The organism is Spongisporangium articulatum, from assembly GCF_044465595.1.
GTDB lineage: Bacteria > Actinomycetota > Actinomycetes > Actinomycetales > Kineosporiaceae > Spongisporangium > Spongisporangium articulatum.
Genome location: NZ_JBITLV010000002.1, coordinates 566,180 through 583,059 on the forward strand (window position 1 = coordinate 566,180; position 16,880 = coordinate 583,059).

Annotated in this window: 13 protein-coding genes; 9 read left to right on the forward strand and 4 right to left on the reverse strand. The window is 72.9% G+C overall.

From position 1 onward, the window contains the following. Window positions 1-18 precede the first annotated feature (18 nt). Window positions 19-3,159, forward strand: a complete 3,141-nt coding sequence (locus ACIB24_RS08840; protein ID WP_398278259.1) for a PKD domain-containing protein — start codon at window positions 19-21, stop codon at window positions 3,157-3,159. Window positions 3,160-3,180: 21 nt separating this feature from the next. On the opposite strand, the gene ACIB24_RS08845 is transcribed toward ACIB24_RS08840, so the two are convergent. The 3 genes from ACIB24_RS08845 to ACIB24_RS08855 all read right to left on the reverse strand — a co-directional run bounded on the left by ACIB24_RS08845 (window position 3,181) and on the right by ACIB24_RS08855 (window position 5,078). Continuing rightward, complete coding sequence (locus tag ACIB24_RS08845; RefSeq protein ID WP_398278262.1) at window positions 3,181-3,591, reverse strand: SRPBCC family protein; 411 nt, start codon at window positions 3,589-3,591, stop codon at window positions 3,181-3,183. A gap of 75 nt (window positions 3,592-3,666) precedes the next feature. Then, complete coding sequence (locus ACIB24_RS08850) at window positions 3,667-4,653, reverse strand: RNA polymerase subunit sigma-70 (protein WP_398278265.1); 987 nt, start codon at window positions 4,651-4,653, stop codon at window positions 3,667-3,669. Continuing rightward, window positions 4,650-5,078, reverse strand: a complete 429-nt coding sequence (locus ACIB24_RS08855; protein ID WP_398278268.1) for a VOC family protein — start codon at window positions 5,076-5,078, stop codon at window positions 4,650-4,652. The genes ACIB24_RS08850 and ACIB24_RS08855 overlap by 4 nt, the downstream gene beginning before the upstream one ends. A 96-nt stretch (window positions 5,079-5,174) precedes the next feature. On the opposite strand from ACIB24_RS08855, the gene ACIB24_RS08860 reads away from it, so the two are divergent. The 8 genes from ACIB24_RS08860 to dnaG all read left to right on the forward strand — a co-directional run bounded on the left by ACIB24_RS08860 (window position 5,175) and on the right by dnaG (window position 16,432). Then, window positions 5,175-6,089 (forward strand): hypothetical protein, encoded by a 915-nt coding sequence (locus ACIB24_RS08860; protein WP_398278271.1) that lies wholly within the window; start codon window positions 5,175-5,177, stop codon window positions 6,087-6,089. 25 nt (window positions 6,090-6,114) lie between these two features. Next, complete coding sequence (locus ACIB24_RS08865; protein ID WP_398278273.1) at window positions 6,115-7,575, forward strand: hypothetical protein; 1,461 nt, start codon at window positions 6,115-6,117, stop codon at window positions 7,573-7,575. Window positions 7,576-7,615: 40 nt separating this feature from the next. After that, the gene (locus tag ACIB24_RS08870; RefSeq protein ID WP_398278276.1) at window positions 7,616-8,746 is read left to right on the forward strand and encodes an epoxide hydrolase family protein; all 1,131 of its coding nucleotides are present in this window, start codon (window positions 7,616-7,618) and stop codon (window positions 8,744-8,746) included. Between the two features lie 142 nt (window positions 8,747-8,888). Further along, window positions 8,889-10,658 carry a DUF429 domain-containing protein gene (locus ACIB24_RS08875; RefSeq protein WP_398278279.1) on the forward strand — a complete coding sequence of 590 codons (1,770 nt, stop codon included), beginning with the start codon at window positions 8,889-8,891 and terminating at the stop codon, window positions 10,656-10,658. An 85-nt stretch (window positions 10,659-10,743) separates the two neighbouring features. Continuing rightward, window positions 10,744-11,946 (forward strand): tRNA dihydrouridine synthase DusB, encoded by a 1,203-nt coding sequence (gene dusB / locus ACIB24_RS08880; RefSeq protein WP_398278801.1) that lies wholly within the window; start codon window positions 10,744-10,746, stop codon window positions 11,944-11,946. A 1-nt stretch (window position 11,947) separates the two neighbouring features. Beyond that, on the forward strand, window positions 11,948-13,219 hold the full coding sequence (locus ACIB24_RS08885; protein WP_398278282.1) for a deoxyguanosinetriphosphate triphosphohydrolase: 1,272 nt from the start codon (window positions 11,948-11,950) through the stop codon (window positions 13,217-13,219). Between the two features lie 26 nt (window positions 13,220-13,245). Next, window positions 13,246-14,505, forward strand: a complete 1,260-nt coding sequence (locus ACIB24_RS08890; protein ID WP_398278285.1) for an NAD(P)/FAD-dependent oxidoreductase — start codon at window positions 13,246-13,248, stop codon at window positions 14,503-14,505. A gap of 25 nt (window positions 14,506-14,530) precedes the next feature. Continuing rightward, entirely contained in the window at window positions 14,531-16,432 is a 1,902-nt protein-coding gene (gene dnaG / locus ACIB24_RS08895) for a DNA primase (protein ID WP_398278287.1), read from the forward strand. Here dnaG and ACIB24_RS08900 read toward each other — a convergent pair whose 3' ends face one another. Further along, window positions 16,433-16,864, reverse strand: a complete 432-nt coding sequence (locus ACIB24_RS08900) for a PPOX class F420-dependent oxidoreductase (protein WP_398278290.1) — start codon at window positions 16,862-16,864, stop codon at window positions 16,433-16,435. Between the last annotated feature and the right edge of the window lie 16 nt (window positions 16,865-16,880).

Here is a 16,880-nt window from a genome sequence, read left to right on the forward strand (position 1 = left end):
CGTGCCAGGATGCGGACCGTGTCAGGGATCTCCGCGCAACGACGCGTCCGCATCTGTGTGGCCCTCGGGACGGCCCTGGCCGCCGTCGTCGCCCTCGCCGCCCCGGCGAACGCCGCCGGAAGCCCCCCGGCCACCCCGGTTCTGGTGGCCCCGGCGGACGGCGCCACGACGGTCAGCAGCGGCTCGACCCTGCAGGTCCGGGCCGGTGACCCCGAGGGCGACCCCCTGACGGTCCGGTTCTACGGGCGGCCGAAGCAGGGCACCGGCAGCACCAACCCCGCCTCGCCCTTCTCGTTCCTCGTGCTGCCCGACACGCAGTGGTACTCGGCCAAGCCGTCCCTGAGTGCGATCTACACCCAGCAGACGCAGTGGGTGGCCGCGAACCGGGCGAGCCTGAACACCGCCTTCGTCGCCCACCTCGGCGACCTGGCCGGCGACCCGACGCCCGACCAGCAGTGGCAGGTCGCCTCGAACGCGCAGAAGGTCCTGGACGACGCGGGCGTGCCGAACTCGGTGCTGCCCGGCAACCACGACATGGTGCTCTCCACCGGGGACGCGCCCCTGTTCAGGCAGTACTTCCCGCCCAGCCGGTACGCGAACGCCTCGTGGAACACGGCCACGACGCGCTACGGCGGCTACCTGGGGCAGAACCAGTTCGGCACCGACCCGGTCAACCGTCAGAACATGGACAACTACGCGCTCTTCAGCGCGGGCGGGATGGACTTCCTGCTCCTGAACCTCGAGTTCAACGCGCCCGACTACGTCGTCGACTGGGCCAAGAAGGTGCTGGCCGCCTACCCCGACCGCCGGGCCATCGTGACCACCCACAGCTACCTCGACTACCTGGGCAACATCAGCACCCAGATGGACCGCCAGGACGGCGTCGGCAACAGCCCGCAGCAGCTGTGGCAGAAGCTGATCTCGCCCAGCTGCTCGATCTTCATGGTGGCCTCCGGGCACTTCTCGATCGCCGAGGGCGACAAGGCCGAGTTCAACCGGACCGACACGAACTCCTGTGGCCAGCCGGTGCTCTCGGTGCTGACGGACTACCAGGACCGCGCCAACGGCGGCAACGGCTGGCTGCGCTACTACACGTTCAAGCCGAGCACCAACGCGATCCAGGCGACGACGTACTCGCCGTACCTGAACCAGTACGAGACCGACGCCAACTCCTCGTTCACGATGCCGTACGACATGAGCGTGCGGACGCCCGTCGCGTTCACCCAGATCGGTTCCGCCACGGTCGCTTCCGGCGGCGTGGCGAGCGTGCCGGTGCCGGCCGTCGCCGACGGGACCGACTACGAGTGGTACGCCACCGCGGACGACGGGACGACCGTCACCACCGGCCCCACGTGGTCGTACCGGACGGCGCCCGCCGCCCCGACCGTGCTCGCCCGCGACGCCTTCGGCCGCACCGTGACCAACGGCTGGGGCACCGCCGACGTCGGCAACGTCTACACGCTCGTCGGCGCCACGAGCCAGTACGCGGTCGCGAACGGCCAGGGCGTGCAGACGGTCAAGGCCGGCATCCAGACCAGCGCCCAGCTGAAGGGCGTCTCCTCCACGTCGACGGACGTCACCGAGACGTTCGGCTACGACGCTCTCCCGAACGGGAACTCCTACGTGTGGGTCAGCGGGCGTCAGCTCGCGGGGGGCGAGTACGGCGCCAAGCTGATCGTCTCCTCGACCGGGGCCGTGCGGGTCACGGCGGCCCGCGGCGACACCGAGCTGGCCAGCGCCAGCCCGGCCGGTCTGAGCCTCGCCGGCGGCGCCCGGGTGGCCGTGCGCACCCAGGTCGAGGGCACGTCGCCGACCACCATCCGGGTCCGGGCCTGGAAGGCCGGCACCACCGAACCCACCACCTGGCAGGCCACCGCGACCGACTCGACCGCCGCCCTGCAGGCGCCCGGCTGGGTGCGGTCCGGTGTCTACCTCAGCTCCTCGGTCACCAACGGCCCGCTGGTCGTCCGCTTCGACGACCTGCAGGCCGCGCCGATCGGCACCGCCACGCCGCCGGTCAACCAGGTCCCGACGGCGTCGTTCACATCGACGACCTCGGGCCTGACGGCGAACGTGAACGGGTCGGCCTCCAGCGACCCGGACGGCACGATCGCCTCGTACGGCTGGGCGTTCGGTGACGGGACGACGGGTGCGGGTCCGACGGCGTCGCACGCCTACGCGGCGGCCGGCACCTACCAGGTGACACTCACGGTCGCCGACAACACCGGCGCGACGGCCTCGGTGACCAGGCCGGTCACCGTCACGGCCCCGGCGGTGAACCAGGCTCCGACGGCGTCGTTCACGTCGACGACGGCCGACCTGACGGCGAACCTGAACGGGTCGGCCTCCAGCGACCCCGACGGCACGATCGCCTCGTACGGCTGGGCCTTCGGCGACGGCACGGCGGGCACGGGCCCGACGGCCTCGCACGCCTACGCGGCGGCCGGCACCTACCAGGTGACGCTGACCGTGACCGACAACGCCGGGGCGACCGGGTCGGTGACCAAGCCGGTCACCGTCACCGCGCCGGCCCCGACCACCACGCTCGCCCAGGACTCCTTCACCCGGACGACGACGGGCGGCTGGGGCAGCGCCGAGACCGGCGGCGCCTGGTCGACGTCCGGGGCGGCGAGCACGGTCTCGGTGAACAACGGCACCGGGGTGCACAGCATCGGGCCGGGCGTGCGGACCACCACCACCCTGGCCGGGGTCTCGTCGACGCAGACCGACCTGACCACGACGCTCAGCCTCGACACGATGCCCAACGGCCCCGTCTACGCCTCGGTGATCGGCCGGGTGGTCGGCTCCGCCGAGTACGCGGCCCGGGTCCGGGTGCTCGTCGGGGGCGCCGTCGAGCTGCACGTCGAACGGTCCGGCACGGCCGTCACCGGCGGCACCCTGACCGGGGTCACGCTCGGGGTCGGGCAGAAGCTGAACGTCCGGGTGCAGGTCAGCGGCACCAGCCCGACCACCGTGCGGGTCCGGGCCTGGAAGGCCGGGACGACGGAGCCCACCACCTGGTTCGCCACCCTCACCGACTCGACGGCCGGGCTGCAGGCCGCCGGGGGCGTGCGGATCAGCACCTACCTGAGCTCGTCGACCACCGGTGGCGCGGTCAACGTCCGGTACGACGACCTGAAAGCGGTCAAGCTGCCCTGAGGCGTTCTCCCGCAGCAGGTCTCAGCCGGCGCGGCCTTCCGCGACCAGCTCGCGGACGTGCTGCAGCGTGTCGTCCATGCCGTCGTTGATGCGGTCGTCGTCGTGCTGGGTGTGCAGCGTGACCTCGACCTGGGCGCCGTCGCCGTGGGGCGTGACCTGCAGCTCGCCGTGGTAGTCGTGCGGGCCCTCGGACCCCCACGACAGGGCCTTGCGCTCGGCGTCGACGGAGAAGGTGGCGTCGGCCTCGACCTTCTCGGGCGGCCCCTCCTCGCCGGGCTGCGGCTGCGCGACGACGTGCACCTCGTCCCCGGTGGCCGGGTGGGCCTCGGTGACGCCCGTGAAGTACTTCGGCAGGTTCTCCACCTTCGACAGGAACTGGAACAGCTCGGCCGGGTCGGCGTCGATCGTGGTGGTGCGGCGGTACTCGGGCATGTCGGCCTCCGGGGCGGGCAGCGGAATTCCCTTACCCGGCCGACCCTGCCCGCTACCCGCCGTCCTGCACGTCGATCAGGTCACCGCGAGGATCTCGGGGAGGCCGAACCGGGCGAACAGCTCCGGGCCGAAGGTCGTGATCTCGACGATCTTGTCGCCCTCCGTGCGGAGCAGGTCGACCTTGAACGCCCGGAACTGCGTGTCCCCGGGGCGGCGCAGGTAGTTCGCGGCGGCCGGCATCCGGTTGGCCGAGGTGGGTACGAGACGCCAGTCCCCGTCGGACTTCTCGACCATCATCCGGCGCAGCAGCGGGTCGATCGCGGCCAGCCCGTCGTAGACCATCGGGTACGGCGGCATGGTGACCCGGATGTTTTCGGCGGAGATCGACACGGCCAGCTCGTAGTCGCCGCGCTCGCTCGCCTCGATGAACCGGGCCAGCAGCTCGCGCTCCTCCTCGCCCGCCGGCGGGGTGGCCCAGTCGGCCCGGCGGGCGGGCAGTTTCGCCTGCATGGTGGCCCGGGCCCGCTGCAGCGCGCTGTTCGCGGCCGCCACGCTGGTGCCCAGCGCGTCGGCGGTCTCGGCGGCCGACCAGCCGAGCAGGTCACGGACCAGGAACGTCGCCCGCTGCTTCGCGGGCAGCGCCTGGACGGCGGCCAGGAAGGCCAGCTCGATCGTCTCCCGGCGCACCGCCACCTCGTCCGGCTGCTCGGGCGGCGCGGCCAGCTCGTCGAGCAGCCGGTCCGGATACGGCTGCAGCTGGGGGATCTCGGCCATCGAGTGCGGGTCCTCGACCTGGGTCGCCTGCCGGGACCGCCGGCGCAACTGGTCCAGGCACACGTTCGTGGCGATCCGGTACAACCAGGCGCGCGCGGCCCCGACGGTGAGCCGGTCCTCGCTGCGCCAGGCCCGCAGGAACGTCTCCTGGACGGCGTCCTCCGCCTCGTCGAACGAGGCCAGCATCCGGTAGCAGTGCACGTGCAGCTCGCGCCGGTGCCGCGCCACCATCGCCTCGAAATCCGGCGTGGGGTCGGGGTTCGCGCTCACGGCCGGGCGCTCGCTCACGCCGGGGCGCCCGCCCCGCGGCGGACCTCCTGCACCAGCCAGACGCTGCCGTCCGGGTCAGTGAACGTCGCGAAGGTGCCGTACGAGACCCGGTCGGGGTGCACGCCGTCCTGCCGGCCCTCGGCGCCGAAGTGGAACGGCTCGCTGATCTCGAGCCCGCGCTGCGCGAGTTCCTCGCGCGCGGCCACGATGTCCGAGACGCACAGGTGCAGGCCGCGCAACTGGCCGGCGGTGCCCGAGTCGTCCCCGGCCTTCATCAGGGAGATCGAGCACGCCGACCCGGGCGGGGTGAGCTGGACGACGCGGAAGTCGGGACCGTTGCTGAAGTCGACGTCGACGTGGAACCCGCACTTCTCCTCGTAGAACGCCTTCGAGGCGTCGATGTCGGTGACGGGCACGACGATCAGTTCGAGCGTGAAGTCCATGGCGGCATCCTCCCGGGGCCGTGTGCGGTTGACGGTAGTCAGACGCGCGGGCGGGAGGAAACTCATCGCTACCCGAAGAAGTGACACTATGTGACCGTGCGAGTACGGGGAACGGCGCTGGTCGGTCTGGCGGTCGTGGCCACCGCGGCCGCCGCATTCCTCCCCGCGACCGGGACCGACGGCTCGAGCGCCGCACCGCGGCCCGCGCAGGCCCCGCAGCCCGCCCAGGCCGTTCCGGCCCCGGTGCGGACCACGGTGTTCGACGGCTACGGCGCCTGGGTCGACCGCTACGACTATGCGACCGGACGCCAGATCGTGACCCCGGCGACCATCGACGTGATGGCGCGGGCCGGCGTCCAGGTGCTGTTCCTGCAGGGCGCGACGCCCGCGGGCGGCACGCTGCTGGCGCCGAAGCGGCAGCGGGCCCTCATCGCGCGGGCGAAGCGGCACGGGATGCGCGTGGTCGCCTGGTACCTGCCGACCACGAAACCGATCAGCGCCGACCTCCGCCGGCTGCGGGCCATGAACCGGCTCAAGGGGGTCGACGCGATCGGCCTCGACGCCGAGTCGCGGGCCGTCGGCAGGGTCTCCACCCGCACGGCCCGGCTGCTCAGCCTGATCAAGCAGACGAACGCGCTGACCGACAAGCCGATCGGCCTGATCACCCCCAGCCCGACCGCGATGGCCCGGTGGTCGACGACGTTCTGGCCGGGCTACCCATTTGCGGCGGCCGCACCCTACGTCGACGCCTACCTGCCCATGACCTACTGGGCCTGGCACCGCAAGCAGACGACCGCGCGCGGCCAGATCACCGGGGACGTGAACCGGTTGCGGGCCATCCCCGAGGTGGCCGGCAAACCCATCCACGTGATCGGGATGACCACCTGGAAGTCCGACGCCCGCACGTTCGCCGCGCTCTCCCGAGAGCTGGAGCTGGCCGGCGGATCCCTCTACGACTGGCTCACCACGCCCCAGGCGTTACGAAAACCGTTGCGTGGTCTACGCCGTTGAGGCAGACGTATTAGCGTGACCGTTCGTGCCCACTGTGAGCGCCGTACGGTCCGGACGGGCCGCCGCGGCCGTGACCGCCGCCGGAGCGCTCGTCTACGGATGGCAGGTGGGGCGGCCCGGCGTCTGGATGGACGAGGCCGCCACGATCGACGTCTGCCGGCGGACCCCGGCCCAGGTCTTCGCGCTGGCCCGGCACGAGGACCTCGTGCACCTGGCCTACTACCTCGTGGCCAAGCTGGCCTGGGCGGTGCATCCCTCGATCGTCTCCGTCCGGTCGGTCGGCGTCGCGGCCATGGCGGCCACCGCCGGGCTGCTCGTGCTGATCGGCGCCCGCCTGCGGTCCCTGCCGGTCGGCGTGGTGGCGGGTCTGCTGCTGGTCGTCAACCCGCTGGCCTCCCGGTTCGCGCAGGAGGCGCGCTCGGCCGCGCTCGTCACGGTGCTGGCCACGCTGCTCACCTGGCAGCTGCTCGGCCTGCTCGAGCGGACCGACGGTGGACGGCGCTGGGCCGGCTACTCGGCGACGCTCGTCCTGCTCGGGCTGGCGAACGTGCTCGGCCTGCTCATGGTCCTCCCGCACGCCCTCGCGGCCGGGGCGGCGGGCCGCCTGCGCGCGTGGACGGCGGCCGCAGCGGCCGGTCTGGTGGTGCTCGCGCCGTTCGTGCTCGCCGCACACGGGCAACGCGGACAGGTCTACTGGATCCCCGCGCCGCACCTGTACGACCTGCACGCCTTCGCGCGCGACTTCCTCGGCGGGCAGGCGGCGATCGTGCTCGTCGGGCTGCTGGTGGTGGTCGCGGCGCTCGTACGGTCCCGGGTCGGGTGGACGGCGCCCGTGCGTCGGGCGCTGCGGCTCGGCCTCGGCTGGGCCCTGCTGCCGCCCGCCGTCCTGTGGACCGTGTCGTTCGTGACGCCGCTCTACCAGGACCGGTACGTCCTGTACGTGCTGCCGGGGATCGCGCTGGCCCTCGCCGCTCTGGTCGTCCGGTTGGCGACCGCGCTGGCGGAGCTGCCCTGGGCCCGATGGCTGGTGCCCGCGGTGGCGCTGGCCCTGGTGGCGGTGGTCGGTGCACCGGCGCAGGCGCAGGCCCGGCGGATGGCGGACGGTCACACCGAGAACCTCGCGGCGGTCGCCGACTACCTGGCTCGCAGCGCCCGCCCGGGCGACGAGATGGTCGCGGTCCCGATGGAGGTCCGCATGCTGCGCCAGGCCTACCCCCAGCTGGCCGGGCTCGCCGACCCGACCGTGGCGGTCGAGCCGCTGGCCGGGGCGACGCTCGAGGGAAAGGACGTGCCGCCCGGGCAGGTCCCCGCCGCGCTGGCCCCGCACCCGCGGATCTGGCTGGTGCGCGAGTCGTACCAGGCGGACGACCTGCTGACCGGGAGCGAACGGGCGGCCCTGGCCGCGCTGGCCGCCTCCTACCGGCCCGGGTCGCGGCGGGTGTTCGCGGACATCGAGGTCACGCTGATGGTCCGGCGGGGCGGATAGCGGAAGGCTTCCTTCCTGATGCCGACCTAGCGTCGGGGCCATGACCTCCGAGCTCCGTGACTTCACGATCGATGTCCCGCAGGCCGACCTCGACGACCTGCACGCCCGCCTCGACGCCACCCGCTGGCCCGACGAGCTGCCCGGCGCCGGCTGGGAGTACGGGGTCGCCGCGGGGCACCTGCGCGACCTGGCCGAGTACTGGCGGCACGATTTCGACTGGCGCGCCGCCGAGCAGCGACTCAACGCCCTGCCCCAGTACCTGACCGAGATCGACGGCCAGACGGTGCATCTGGTGCACGTCCGGTCGAGTCGACCGGACGCGACGCCGCTGCTGGTCACCCACGGCTGGCCGAGCACGGTCGCCGACTTCCTCGACCTCGTGCGCCCCCTGACCGCGCCCGACGACGTCACCGCGCCGGCCTTCCACCTCGTCCTGCCCAGCCTGCCCGGCTTCGGATTCTCCGGGCCCACCCGCGAAAAGGGTTGGGACGTGCCGAGAGTCGCTCGGGCCTGGGTCGAGCTCATGCGGCGTCTCGGCTACGAGCGGTACCTCGTGCAGGGTGGCGACTGGGGCGGTCTGGTCGCCCCGGAGGTGGCCCGGGCGGCGCCGCGGAACGTGATCGGGGTGCACGTGAACGCGCTGGTCACCGCGCTGGACTGGACGTCCCCGGACCCGTTCGAGGGGCTGGACGACGACTCCCGGGCCCGGGCGACGGCCACCGCCCGGCGGTGGCAGGCCCGCTCCGGGTACGCCACCGTCCAGAGCACGCGCCCGCAGACGATCGCCTACGCACTGACGGACTCACCCGTGGGCCTGCTGGCCTGGAACCTCGAGTGGTTCGTCGACTACGACGCCACGGCGAGCGAGCAGGCACCGATCGACCGCGACGCCATCCTCGCCGACGTCACCACCTACTGGCTGACCCGCACCTCCGGCTCGTCGGCGCGGCTGTACAAGGAGTCACCGGCGGCGTTCGGCACCCGCCCGGTCTCCGGGGTGCCCACCGCCGTGGCGGTCTTCCCCGGGGACGGCCCGGTGCGTGCCGTCGCCGAACGCTCGAACCGGATCGTCCGGTGGAGCGAGTTCGACCACGGCGGCCACTTCGCCTCGCTGCAGGCCCCGGACCTGCTGGTAGACGACGTCCGCGCGTTCGCGGCGTCGCTCACCTGACCAAGATCACCGCGCTAGCCGCGTTTCCGCGACTCTTGCTCGCTGAAATGCGGCTGAGGCGGCGATCTTGGTCGGTGTGCGAGGCCGGCGATCGCGAGGCGGAGGCGGCCGTGACCGCCTGAGTAGGGCAGGCTGGGCCCTCGTGTACTACGTGGGCGTCGACCTGGCCTGGGGTGAGAAGCGCCCGACGGGCGTCGCCGTGCTCGACGAGCACGGCACGCTGGTGCACGTCAGTGCCGCCCAGACGGACGAGGACATCCTCGATGCGCTCAAGCCGTACGTGGACGGCGACTGCCTGGTCGCGTTCGATGCGCCCCTGATCGTCCGCAACGAGACCGGTAACCGCCCGGCCGAGACCGAGCTCAACCGCGACTTCCAGCCGTTCGACGCGGGCGCCCACCCGACCAACACGGGCAAGCCCGAACTGGCGGGTGTGCCGCGCGGGGCCCGCCTGGCCAAGGCGCTGAAGCTCGACATGAACCCCACGTCCCGGCGCCGGCGCCGGGCCATCGAGGTCTACCCGCACCCGGCCACCGTGGCGCTGTTCCGGCTCGGGCGGACGTTGAAGTACAAGAACAAGCCGGGCCGCTCGCTGGACGGGCTGCGTTCGGAGCTGCTGATCCTGATGGGGCTCGTCGAGGGCCTGGCCGCGTCGGACCCGGCCCTGATCACCGCCGGGCTACCGGAGTGGGCTGCGCTGGTCGAGGCCGTGCGGACGGCGCCCGGCAAGGCGGCGCTGCGGGTGGTCGAGGACCAGGTCGACGCCGTCGTGTGCGCATACGTCGCGCTGTTCTCGGTGCGGCACCCGTCGCGGACCACGGTCTACGGGTCGTACGAGGACGGCTACATCGTCACGCCCACGCTGCCGGACGGGCACCGGCCGGAGCCGCGCAGCGCGCGGGCCGAGGGGCAGGTCCGCGACGGCGACCCCGACCAGGTGCGGGCCGCCGTCCGCGAGTACGCCGCCCGGCAGGAGGAGCTGGCCGAGGCCGGCGCGGCCTTCGTCGCCCTGGTCACGGCCCTGCTCGACGAGGCCGGGATCAACTACCTGACCGTCACGGGCCGGGTGAAGAGCGTGACGTCGTTCGCCGGGAAGGCCGCCCGCCGGGGCCCCGACGGCGAGTTCCTCTACCCCGACCCGCTGCACGACATCACCGACCAGCTCGGCGTGCGGGTGATCACCTACGCGCTGTCGGACGTCGATGCCGTGGCCGGGTTGCTCGACGCGCAGGTCGTGGTGCTCGACGACCGCGACATGGGCCGGGCCACCGCGTCGGAGGGCCGGTTCGGGTACGCCTCGCGGCACCTGCTGATCGCGCTGGACGCCGCCCGCGAGGGACAGCCGGCCTACGAGCTGCTGCGCGGGCGGGTCGCGTCGGTACAGATCCGGACCGTCCTGCAGCACGCCTGGGCCGAGTTCGAGCACGACATCCGCTACAAGGGGTCCGTGCCGCCCGAGCACGCGCCCGAGTTCGACCGCCGGTTCACGCTCGCGGCCGGGCTGCTGGAACTGGCCGACCGCGAGTTCTCGGAGATCCGCGACCGGCTACGGGTCGACGTCGGCCCGGCGGAGCCCGAGGACGACGACCCGCGCCTCGACCCGCGCGAGCTGGCGGCGTTCCTGGCCGGGCAGTACCCCGACGCCGCCTGGTCGCGCACCGACCACTACGCCTGGATCTCGGGGCTGCTGCTGGAGCTGGGCATCACGTCCCTGTCCGAGCTCAGCGAGGTGCTTCAACCGGTCAACGCCTTGGATCTCATCGCGCGGATGGACTACCGGTACCCGCCCGGTTCCGTGCGTCGGCTGGACGACGCGCTGCTCGCCGCGTTCGGTGAGCGCTACGTCGCCCTGCACGGGAACGCGCATCGCGTCGGGCTGCTCGAGGCGCGGCTGGCCAGGTTGAGCGGGTAGGTCCACGCCGAGTTTTGCTCAGATTTCGACACTTTCCTGTCGGATTTCGAGCAAAACTCGATGCGGCAGAATGGGCGACGTGAGCATGCCGCCGCCCGACCCGCGCCCTTTGGCCGTCGGCCCGTTCACCGTGCGGACGCCCGTCGTCCTGGCCCCCATGGCCGGGGTCACCAACCAGGCGTTCCGGCGGCTGTGCCGGGAGGCGATGGCCGAGGCCGGCGGCGAGGGGCTGTTCGTCTCGGAGATGGTCACGTCGCGGGCCTTGCTGGAACGTAACGCCGAGAGCCTGCGGCTGATCCAGCACGACGCCGACGAGCACCCCCGCAGCGTGCAGGTGTACGGGGTCGACCCGGCCGTCGTGGGGGCCGCCGTGCGGATGCTCGTCGAGGAGGGCCGCGCCGACCACATCGACCTGAACTTCGGCTGCCCGGTTCCCAAGGTGACCCGCAAGGGCGGGGGAGCGGCGCTGCCCTGGAAGTGGCAGCTCTTCGAGGCGATCGTGCAGGCGGCCGTGCGCCAGGCGGCGCCGCACGGGGTGCCGGTCACGGTGAAGATGCGCAAGGGCATCGACCCCGACCACCTCTCGTACCTGGACGCCGGGAAGATCGCCGAGGCGTCGGGGGCGGCGACCGTCGCGCTGCACGGCCGGACGGCCGCCGACTACTACTCGGGGCAGGCCGACTGGGACGCGATCGCCACGCTGAAGCAGACCGTCACGAGCATTCCGGTGCTCGGCAACGGGGACATCTGGTCGGGCGACGACGCGGTCCGGATGATGCGCGAGACCGGCTGCGACGGGGTCGTGGTCGGCCGCGGCTGCCTCGGCCGGCCGTGGCTGTTCGCGGACCTCGCGCACGCGATGGCCGGGCGGCCCGACCGGGTGCGCCCGCGGCTGCGGGACGTCGTCGCCACCATGCGCCGGCACCTCGACCTGCTCGAGGCCCACTTCGCCGCCGTCGACGATGCGAAATATGGTCCGGCCAACGCCGAGGACCGCGCCTGCCGGGAGATCCGCAAGCACATCGCCTGGTACTTCAAGGGCTACCCGGTCGGGCACGAGGTCCGGGTCGGGCTGGCCCAGGTCACCTCGAAGGCCGAGTTCGACGACCTGGCCGGGAAACTCGACCTCGACACCCCGTACCCGGGTGAGGCCGCGGAGGGGCCGCGCGGGCGGGCCGGCTCGCCGCGCGGGGTCAACCTCCCGGAGGGCTGGCTGGCGGACCGCTTCCTGGACGACGACGCACTGGCCACGCTCGCGGCCGCCGAGCTGTCGGTGAGCGGCGGCTGACATGCCGGAGCCGGGGGGTTTCTTCCGTGGCACCGAGCCGGGGTACCACGCCGACGACCGCGAGCGCTGGTACGCCGAACCGCCGAAGGACCCGCGCCGCGGTGAGTTCGCCCGCGACCGGGCCCGCGTCGTCCATTCCTCGGGCCTGCGCCGGCTTTCGGCCAAGACGCAGGTCGTCGGCCCGGAGACGGACTTCGTCCGGAACCGGCTGACCCACAGCCTCGAGGTGGCCCAGGTCGGCCGCGAACTGGGGGCCGCGCTGGGCTGCGACCCCGACGTCGTCGACACCGCCTGCCTCTCCCACGATCTCGGGCACCCGCCCTTCGGTCACAACGGTGAGGACGTGCTGAACGAGATCGCTGACGGCATAGGCGGTTTCGAGGGCAATGCGCAGACCCTGCGGATGCTCACCCGGCTCGAACCGAAGGTCGTGGACGGCGAGGGCCGGCCCCGTGGCCTGAACCTGACCCGCGCCAGTCTCGACGCCGCCACCAAGTATCCCTGGCGTCGCGGCCTGCACCCACGTGACCCGTCGTCGGGCAAGTTCGGCGTCTACGACGACGATCTCGCCGTGTTCAGCTGGCTGCGCGAGGGAGCGGGGGTCGGCGTCCGGTGCGTCGAGGCCCAGGTGATGGACCTGGCCGACGACATCGCCTACTCGGTGCACGACGTCGAGGACGCGATCGTCGGCGGCCGGGTCGACCCGGTCCTTCTCGGTGACCGCACCGAGAAGGAACGGGTGGTCGCGCAGACCCGCGACTGGTACCTCCCGGCCGTCGAGCACGCCGAGATCGAGGAGGCGTTGCGCCGGCTCACGGCCCTGCCGGCCTGGGTGCACGACTTCGACGGCAGCTACCGGGCCCTGGCCGCGCTGAAGGACATGACCAGCCAGCTGATCGGCCGGTTCGTCCGGTCCGCGCAGGAGGCGACGCGTCGCCGGTACGGGCCGGGTGTGCTCACCCGGTACGCGGCCGACGTCGTGGTCCCGCGCGAGACCCGCTGCGAGATAGCGGTTCTGAAGGGGATCGCGGCGCTCTACGTGATGGCCCTCGACGAGCGGAAACCGATCTACGCGCACCAGCAGGAGGTTCTGGCCGAACTGGTCTCGGCGCTGCTGGCGGGGGCGCCGGCCGGGCTCGACCCGTGGTTCGCGGCCGCCTGGCTGGAGGCCGACGCGCGCGGTGACGCGGCCGGGCGGCTGCGCACCGTCGTCGACCAGGTCGCCTCGCTGACCGACGCGCGCGCCCTCACCCTGCACGCCGCTCTGCGCTGAGGCCTGACCTGAGGTAGGCCTACGTCATGAGCGATGTCACCTACGTCGTGGTCGGGGCCGGGCTGGCCGCGGCCCGGGCGGTCGAGGCCCTGCGCGCGGACGGGGTCGACGGGCGCGTCGTGATGATCGGCGAGGAGACGTACCTGCCCTACGAGCGCCCCGAACTGTCGAAGGGGTACCTCGCGGGGGACAAGGAACGCGCCGACCTGACGGTGCACGACGAGGCCTGGTACGCCGCCCACGACGTCGAGCTGCTGGCCGGCTGCCGGGCGACGGCGCTGGAGGTGGGCAGCCGCGTCGTCCAGCTCGAACGCCTCGACGGCAGCCGACCCACCGAGCGGCTCGGCTACGACCGCCTCCTGCTGGCCACCGGCTCCGCCCCGAACCGGCTGCGGGTCCCGGGCGCCGGGCTCGACGGCGTCCACTACCTCCGCGAGGTCGACCACTCCGACGCGCTGAAGGCGGCGATCGGCGCGGGCGGGCCGCTCGTCGTGATCGGCGGTGGCTGGATCGGCCTGGAGGCGGCCGCCGTGGCCCGCTCCCAGGGCGTCGACGTCACGGTCGTCGAGGCGGCCGCCGCCCCTCTGGCCCGCGTCGTCGGCGACGAGATCGGTGCCCGGTTCGCCGCCCTGCACCGCGACCACGGCGTCGACGTCCGGACGAACGTGCAGGTGGGACGCCTGGTCGGGGACGGCCGGGTGGAGGGCGTCGAGCTCCAGGGCGGCACCGTCGTCCCGGCGGCCGCCGTCCTGGTCGGCGTCGGCGCCGCCCCACGCACCGAACTGGCCGAACAGGCGGGCCTCACGCTCGCCGGAGGCGGGGTGGCGGTCGACACGCACCTGGTCAGCAGCGATCCCCGCGTCTGGGCGGCCGGCGACGTCGCCTACGCCCAGAACACGTGGCTGGGCGGGCCGGTCCGGGTCGAGCACTGGGCCAACGCCAACGACCAGGGCGCCTTCGCCGGGCACAGCCTCGGGGGTTCCGACCGGCAGTGGGACGTCGCGCCGTTCTTCTTCTCCGACCAGTACGACACGGGCCTGGAGTACCACGGGTGGGCCGACCCGCTGAAGCAGCCGGTCGTCGTCCGGGAGTTGGGCGACGGCGCCTGGACGGCGTTCTGGCTGGACTCCGCCGACGGTGCCCGGGTCGGCCGGGTCACGGCGGGGATGCACGTCAACGGCTGGGACGACGCCGACGCGGTCAAGCAACTGGTCGTCGACCGGGCGGTCGTGGACCCGGCCCGACTCGGTGATCCACAGGTCGCCTGGGCCGACCTGCCGCAGTAGCGCGGGAGCAACTTAGACTCACGGCGTGAGAATTCGCCGGGAGGACGTGGACGCCGTCCGCGAGCGCTCCCGGATCGACGAGGTCGTCGGCGAGTACGTCGCGCTGCGCCCCGGCGGCGTCGGCTCGATGAAGGGCCTGTGCCCGTTCCATGACGAGAAGACGCCCAGCTTCCACGTACGCCCCGCGGTCGGCCTGTTCCACTGCTTCGGCTGCGACGCGGGCGGCGACGTCATCGCCTTCCTGCAGCAGATCAACCACCTCACCTTCACCGAGGCCGTCGAGCGGCTGGCCGACAAGGCCGGCATCACCCTGCGCTACGAGGACGACGGGAGCGGCAAGGGCGGTCCGCGCCGGGAGGGCGTCGGTCAGCGTCAGCGCCTGCTCGAGGCGCACCGCGTCGTGCAGCAGTTCTACGCGGAGCAGCTCGCGACGCCCGACGCGCTGCAGGCCCGCCAGTTCCTCACCGAGCGCGGCTTCGACCGGGACGCCGCCGCGCACTTCGGCTGCGGGTTCGCCCCCAAGGGCGGCGAGGTCGCGCTGCGGCACCTGCGCGGGCGTGGATTCACCGAGGACGAGCTGCTCGCCTCCGGGATCGCCGGGCAGGGGCGGCGCGGGTTGTACGACCGGTTCCGCGGTCGGCTGGTCTGGCCGATCCGCGACGTCACCGGCGACACCGTCGGGTTCGGCGCGCGGCGGATCTTCGAGGACGACTCGATCGAGGCCAAGTACCTGAACACCCCCGAGACCACCATCTACAAGAAGTCGCAGGTGCTCTACGGCGTCGACCTGGCCAAGCGCGAGATCGGCAAAGCGCGCGAGGTCGTCGTCGTCGAGGGGTACACCGACGTGATGGCCTGCCACCTGGCCGGCGTGCCGACCGCCGTCGCCACCTGCGGCACGGCGTTCGGGGCCGACCACATCCGGATCGTGCGCCGGCTCCTGGGGGACGACGACCGCCTGGGTGGTCGGGTCGTCTTCACCTTCGACGGCGACGCGGCCGGGCAGAAGGCGGCGCTGCGCGCCTTCGAGGAGGACCAGCGGTTCGTCGCGCAGACCTACATCGCGGTGGCCCGCGACAACATGGACCCGTGCGACCTGCGGCAGAAGCGCGGCGACGAGGCGGTGCGCGAGTTGATCGCCTCGCGCACACCGCTTTTCGAGTTCGCCATCAAGTCGACCCTGGCCCGGGTCAACCTGGAGACCGCCGAGGGGCGCGTGCAGGGGCTGCGGGCGGTCGCTCCGATGGTCGCCGCGATCCGCGACCCGTCGCTGCGTCCCGAGTACGGCCGGATGGTCGCCGGCTGGCTCGGGATGGAGATCGAGGCCGTGCAGCGCGCCGTGAAGTCGGCGGCCCGCTCGGCCGGCGCCCCCGACCAGCGGGGGGCGCGACCCGGCGCCCACGCCGAGCCGGACCAGCGGCCGCAGCGCCCCGTCGTCCACCGGCCCGACCCGCGTGACCCGGTCGCCCGGATCGAGCGGGAGGCGCTCGAATGCCTGCTCCAGGTGCCGCGCTTCGTGCCCGCGCCGGATGCCGACGCGCTCAACGGCGAGTCGTTCCGGGTGCCCGTCTACCGGGCGGTGCACGACGCCATCCGGGCCGCCGGAGGCATGTCGGTGGCGGCCGGGCTCGAGGGGCCCGCCTGGGTCGAGGCCGTCCTGTCGTACGCGACGCCCGACGTGGCCCCCGTCGTCACCGAGCTGGCCGTCGCTCCGCTGCCCGCCGACACGGACGAGACGCTCGCGCACTACGCGGCGGGCGTCGTGCTGCGGATGGTCGACATGGAGCTGGTCAAGCAGATCGGCGACCTGCGCAGCCTCGTCCAGCGGCTCGCGCCCACCGACGACGGGTACCAGCAGGCGTTCGCCGACCTGCTGGCCATCGAGGGGCGCCGGCGCTCGATCAAGGAGCGGATGAACCCCTCCTGATCATTCGGTCGGGATGCGCAGCGCGCCGTACGCGCGGGTCGGCTTCAGGCGGGCGATCACCCGCTTGTCCCGGACCATCGCGGCCCGGTAGTCGTCCCAGTCGGGGTGCTCGCCCACGGCCTCGCGGTAGTACCGGACCAGCTCCTCGACCGTCGCGTCGTCGGGTGCCTCGGCGACCGGGGTCAGCTCGACGTCGGCCTCCAGCACCACGTACTGCCACTGGTCGTCGGAACTCACGTGCAGCGCGGCCCACGGGTTGCGCTGCAGGTTGAAGTACTTGGCGCGGTCGGCGGTGATCGAGACCCGGATGACGCCGTCGTCGCCGCGCTTGTACATGATCGTCGACAGCTGTGGCAGCCCGTTCCTGCGCAGCGTGGTGAGCACACCGCGCGGGTGCCGGTCCGTGAAGTCGAGAGCCGAGTCGAGGTCCATGTCTCTAGCCAACCCC

Coding starts and splice junctions, on each gene's coding strand:
- ACIB24_RS08845 (WP_398278262.1), bottom strand. CDS start 3,591: ATGCCCGAGTACCGCCGCACCACCACGATCGACGCCGACCCGGCCGAG.
- ACIB24_RS08855 (WP_398278268.1), bottom strand. CDS start 5,078: ATGGACTTCACGCTCGAACTGATCGTCGTGCCCGTCACCGACATCGAC.
- ACIB24_RS08870 (WP_398278276.1), top strand. CDS start 7,616: ATGACCTCCGAGCTCCGTGACTTCACGATCGATGTCCCGCAGGCCGAC.
- dusB (WP_398278801.1), top strand. CDS start 10,744: ATGCCGCCGCCCGACCCGCGCCCTTTGGCCGTCGGCCCGTTCACCGTG.
- ACIB24_RS08885 (WP_398278282.1), top strand. CDS start 11,948: ATGCCGGAGCCGGGGGGTTTCTTCCGTGGCACCGAGCCGGGGTACCAC.
- ACIB24_RS08890 (WP_398278285.1), top strand. CDS start 13,246: ATGAGCGATGTCACCTACGTCGTGGTCGGGGCCGGGCTGGCCGCGGCC.
- ACIB24_RS08900 (WP_398278290.1), bottom strand. CDS start 16,864: ATGGACCTCGACTCGGCTCTCGACTTCACGGACCGGCACCCGCGCGGT.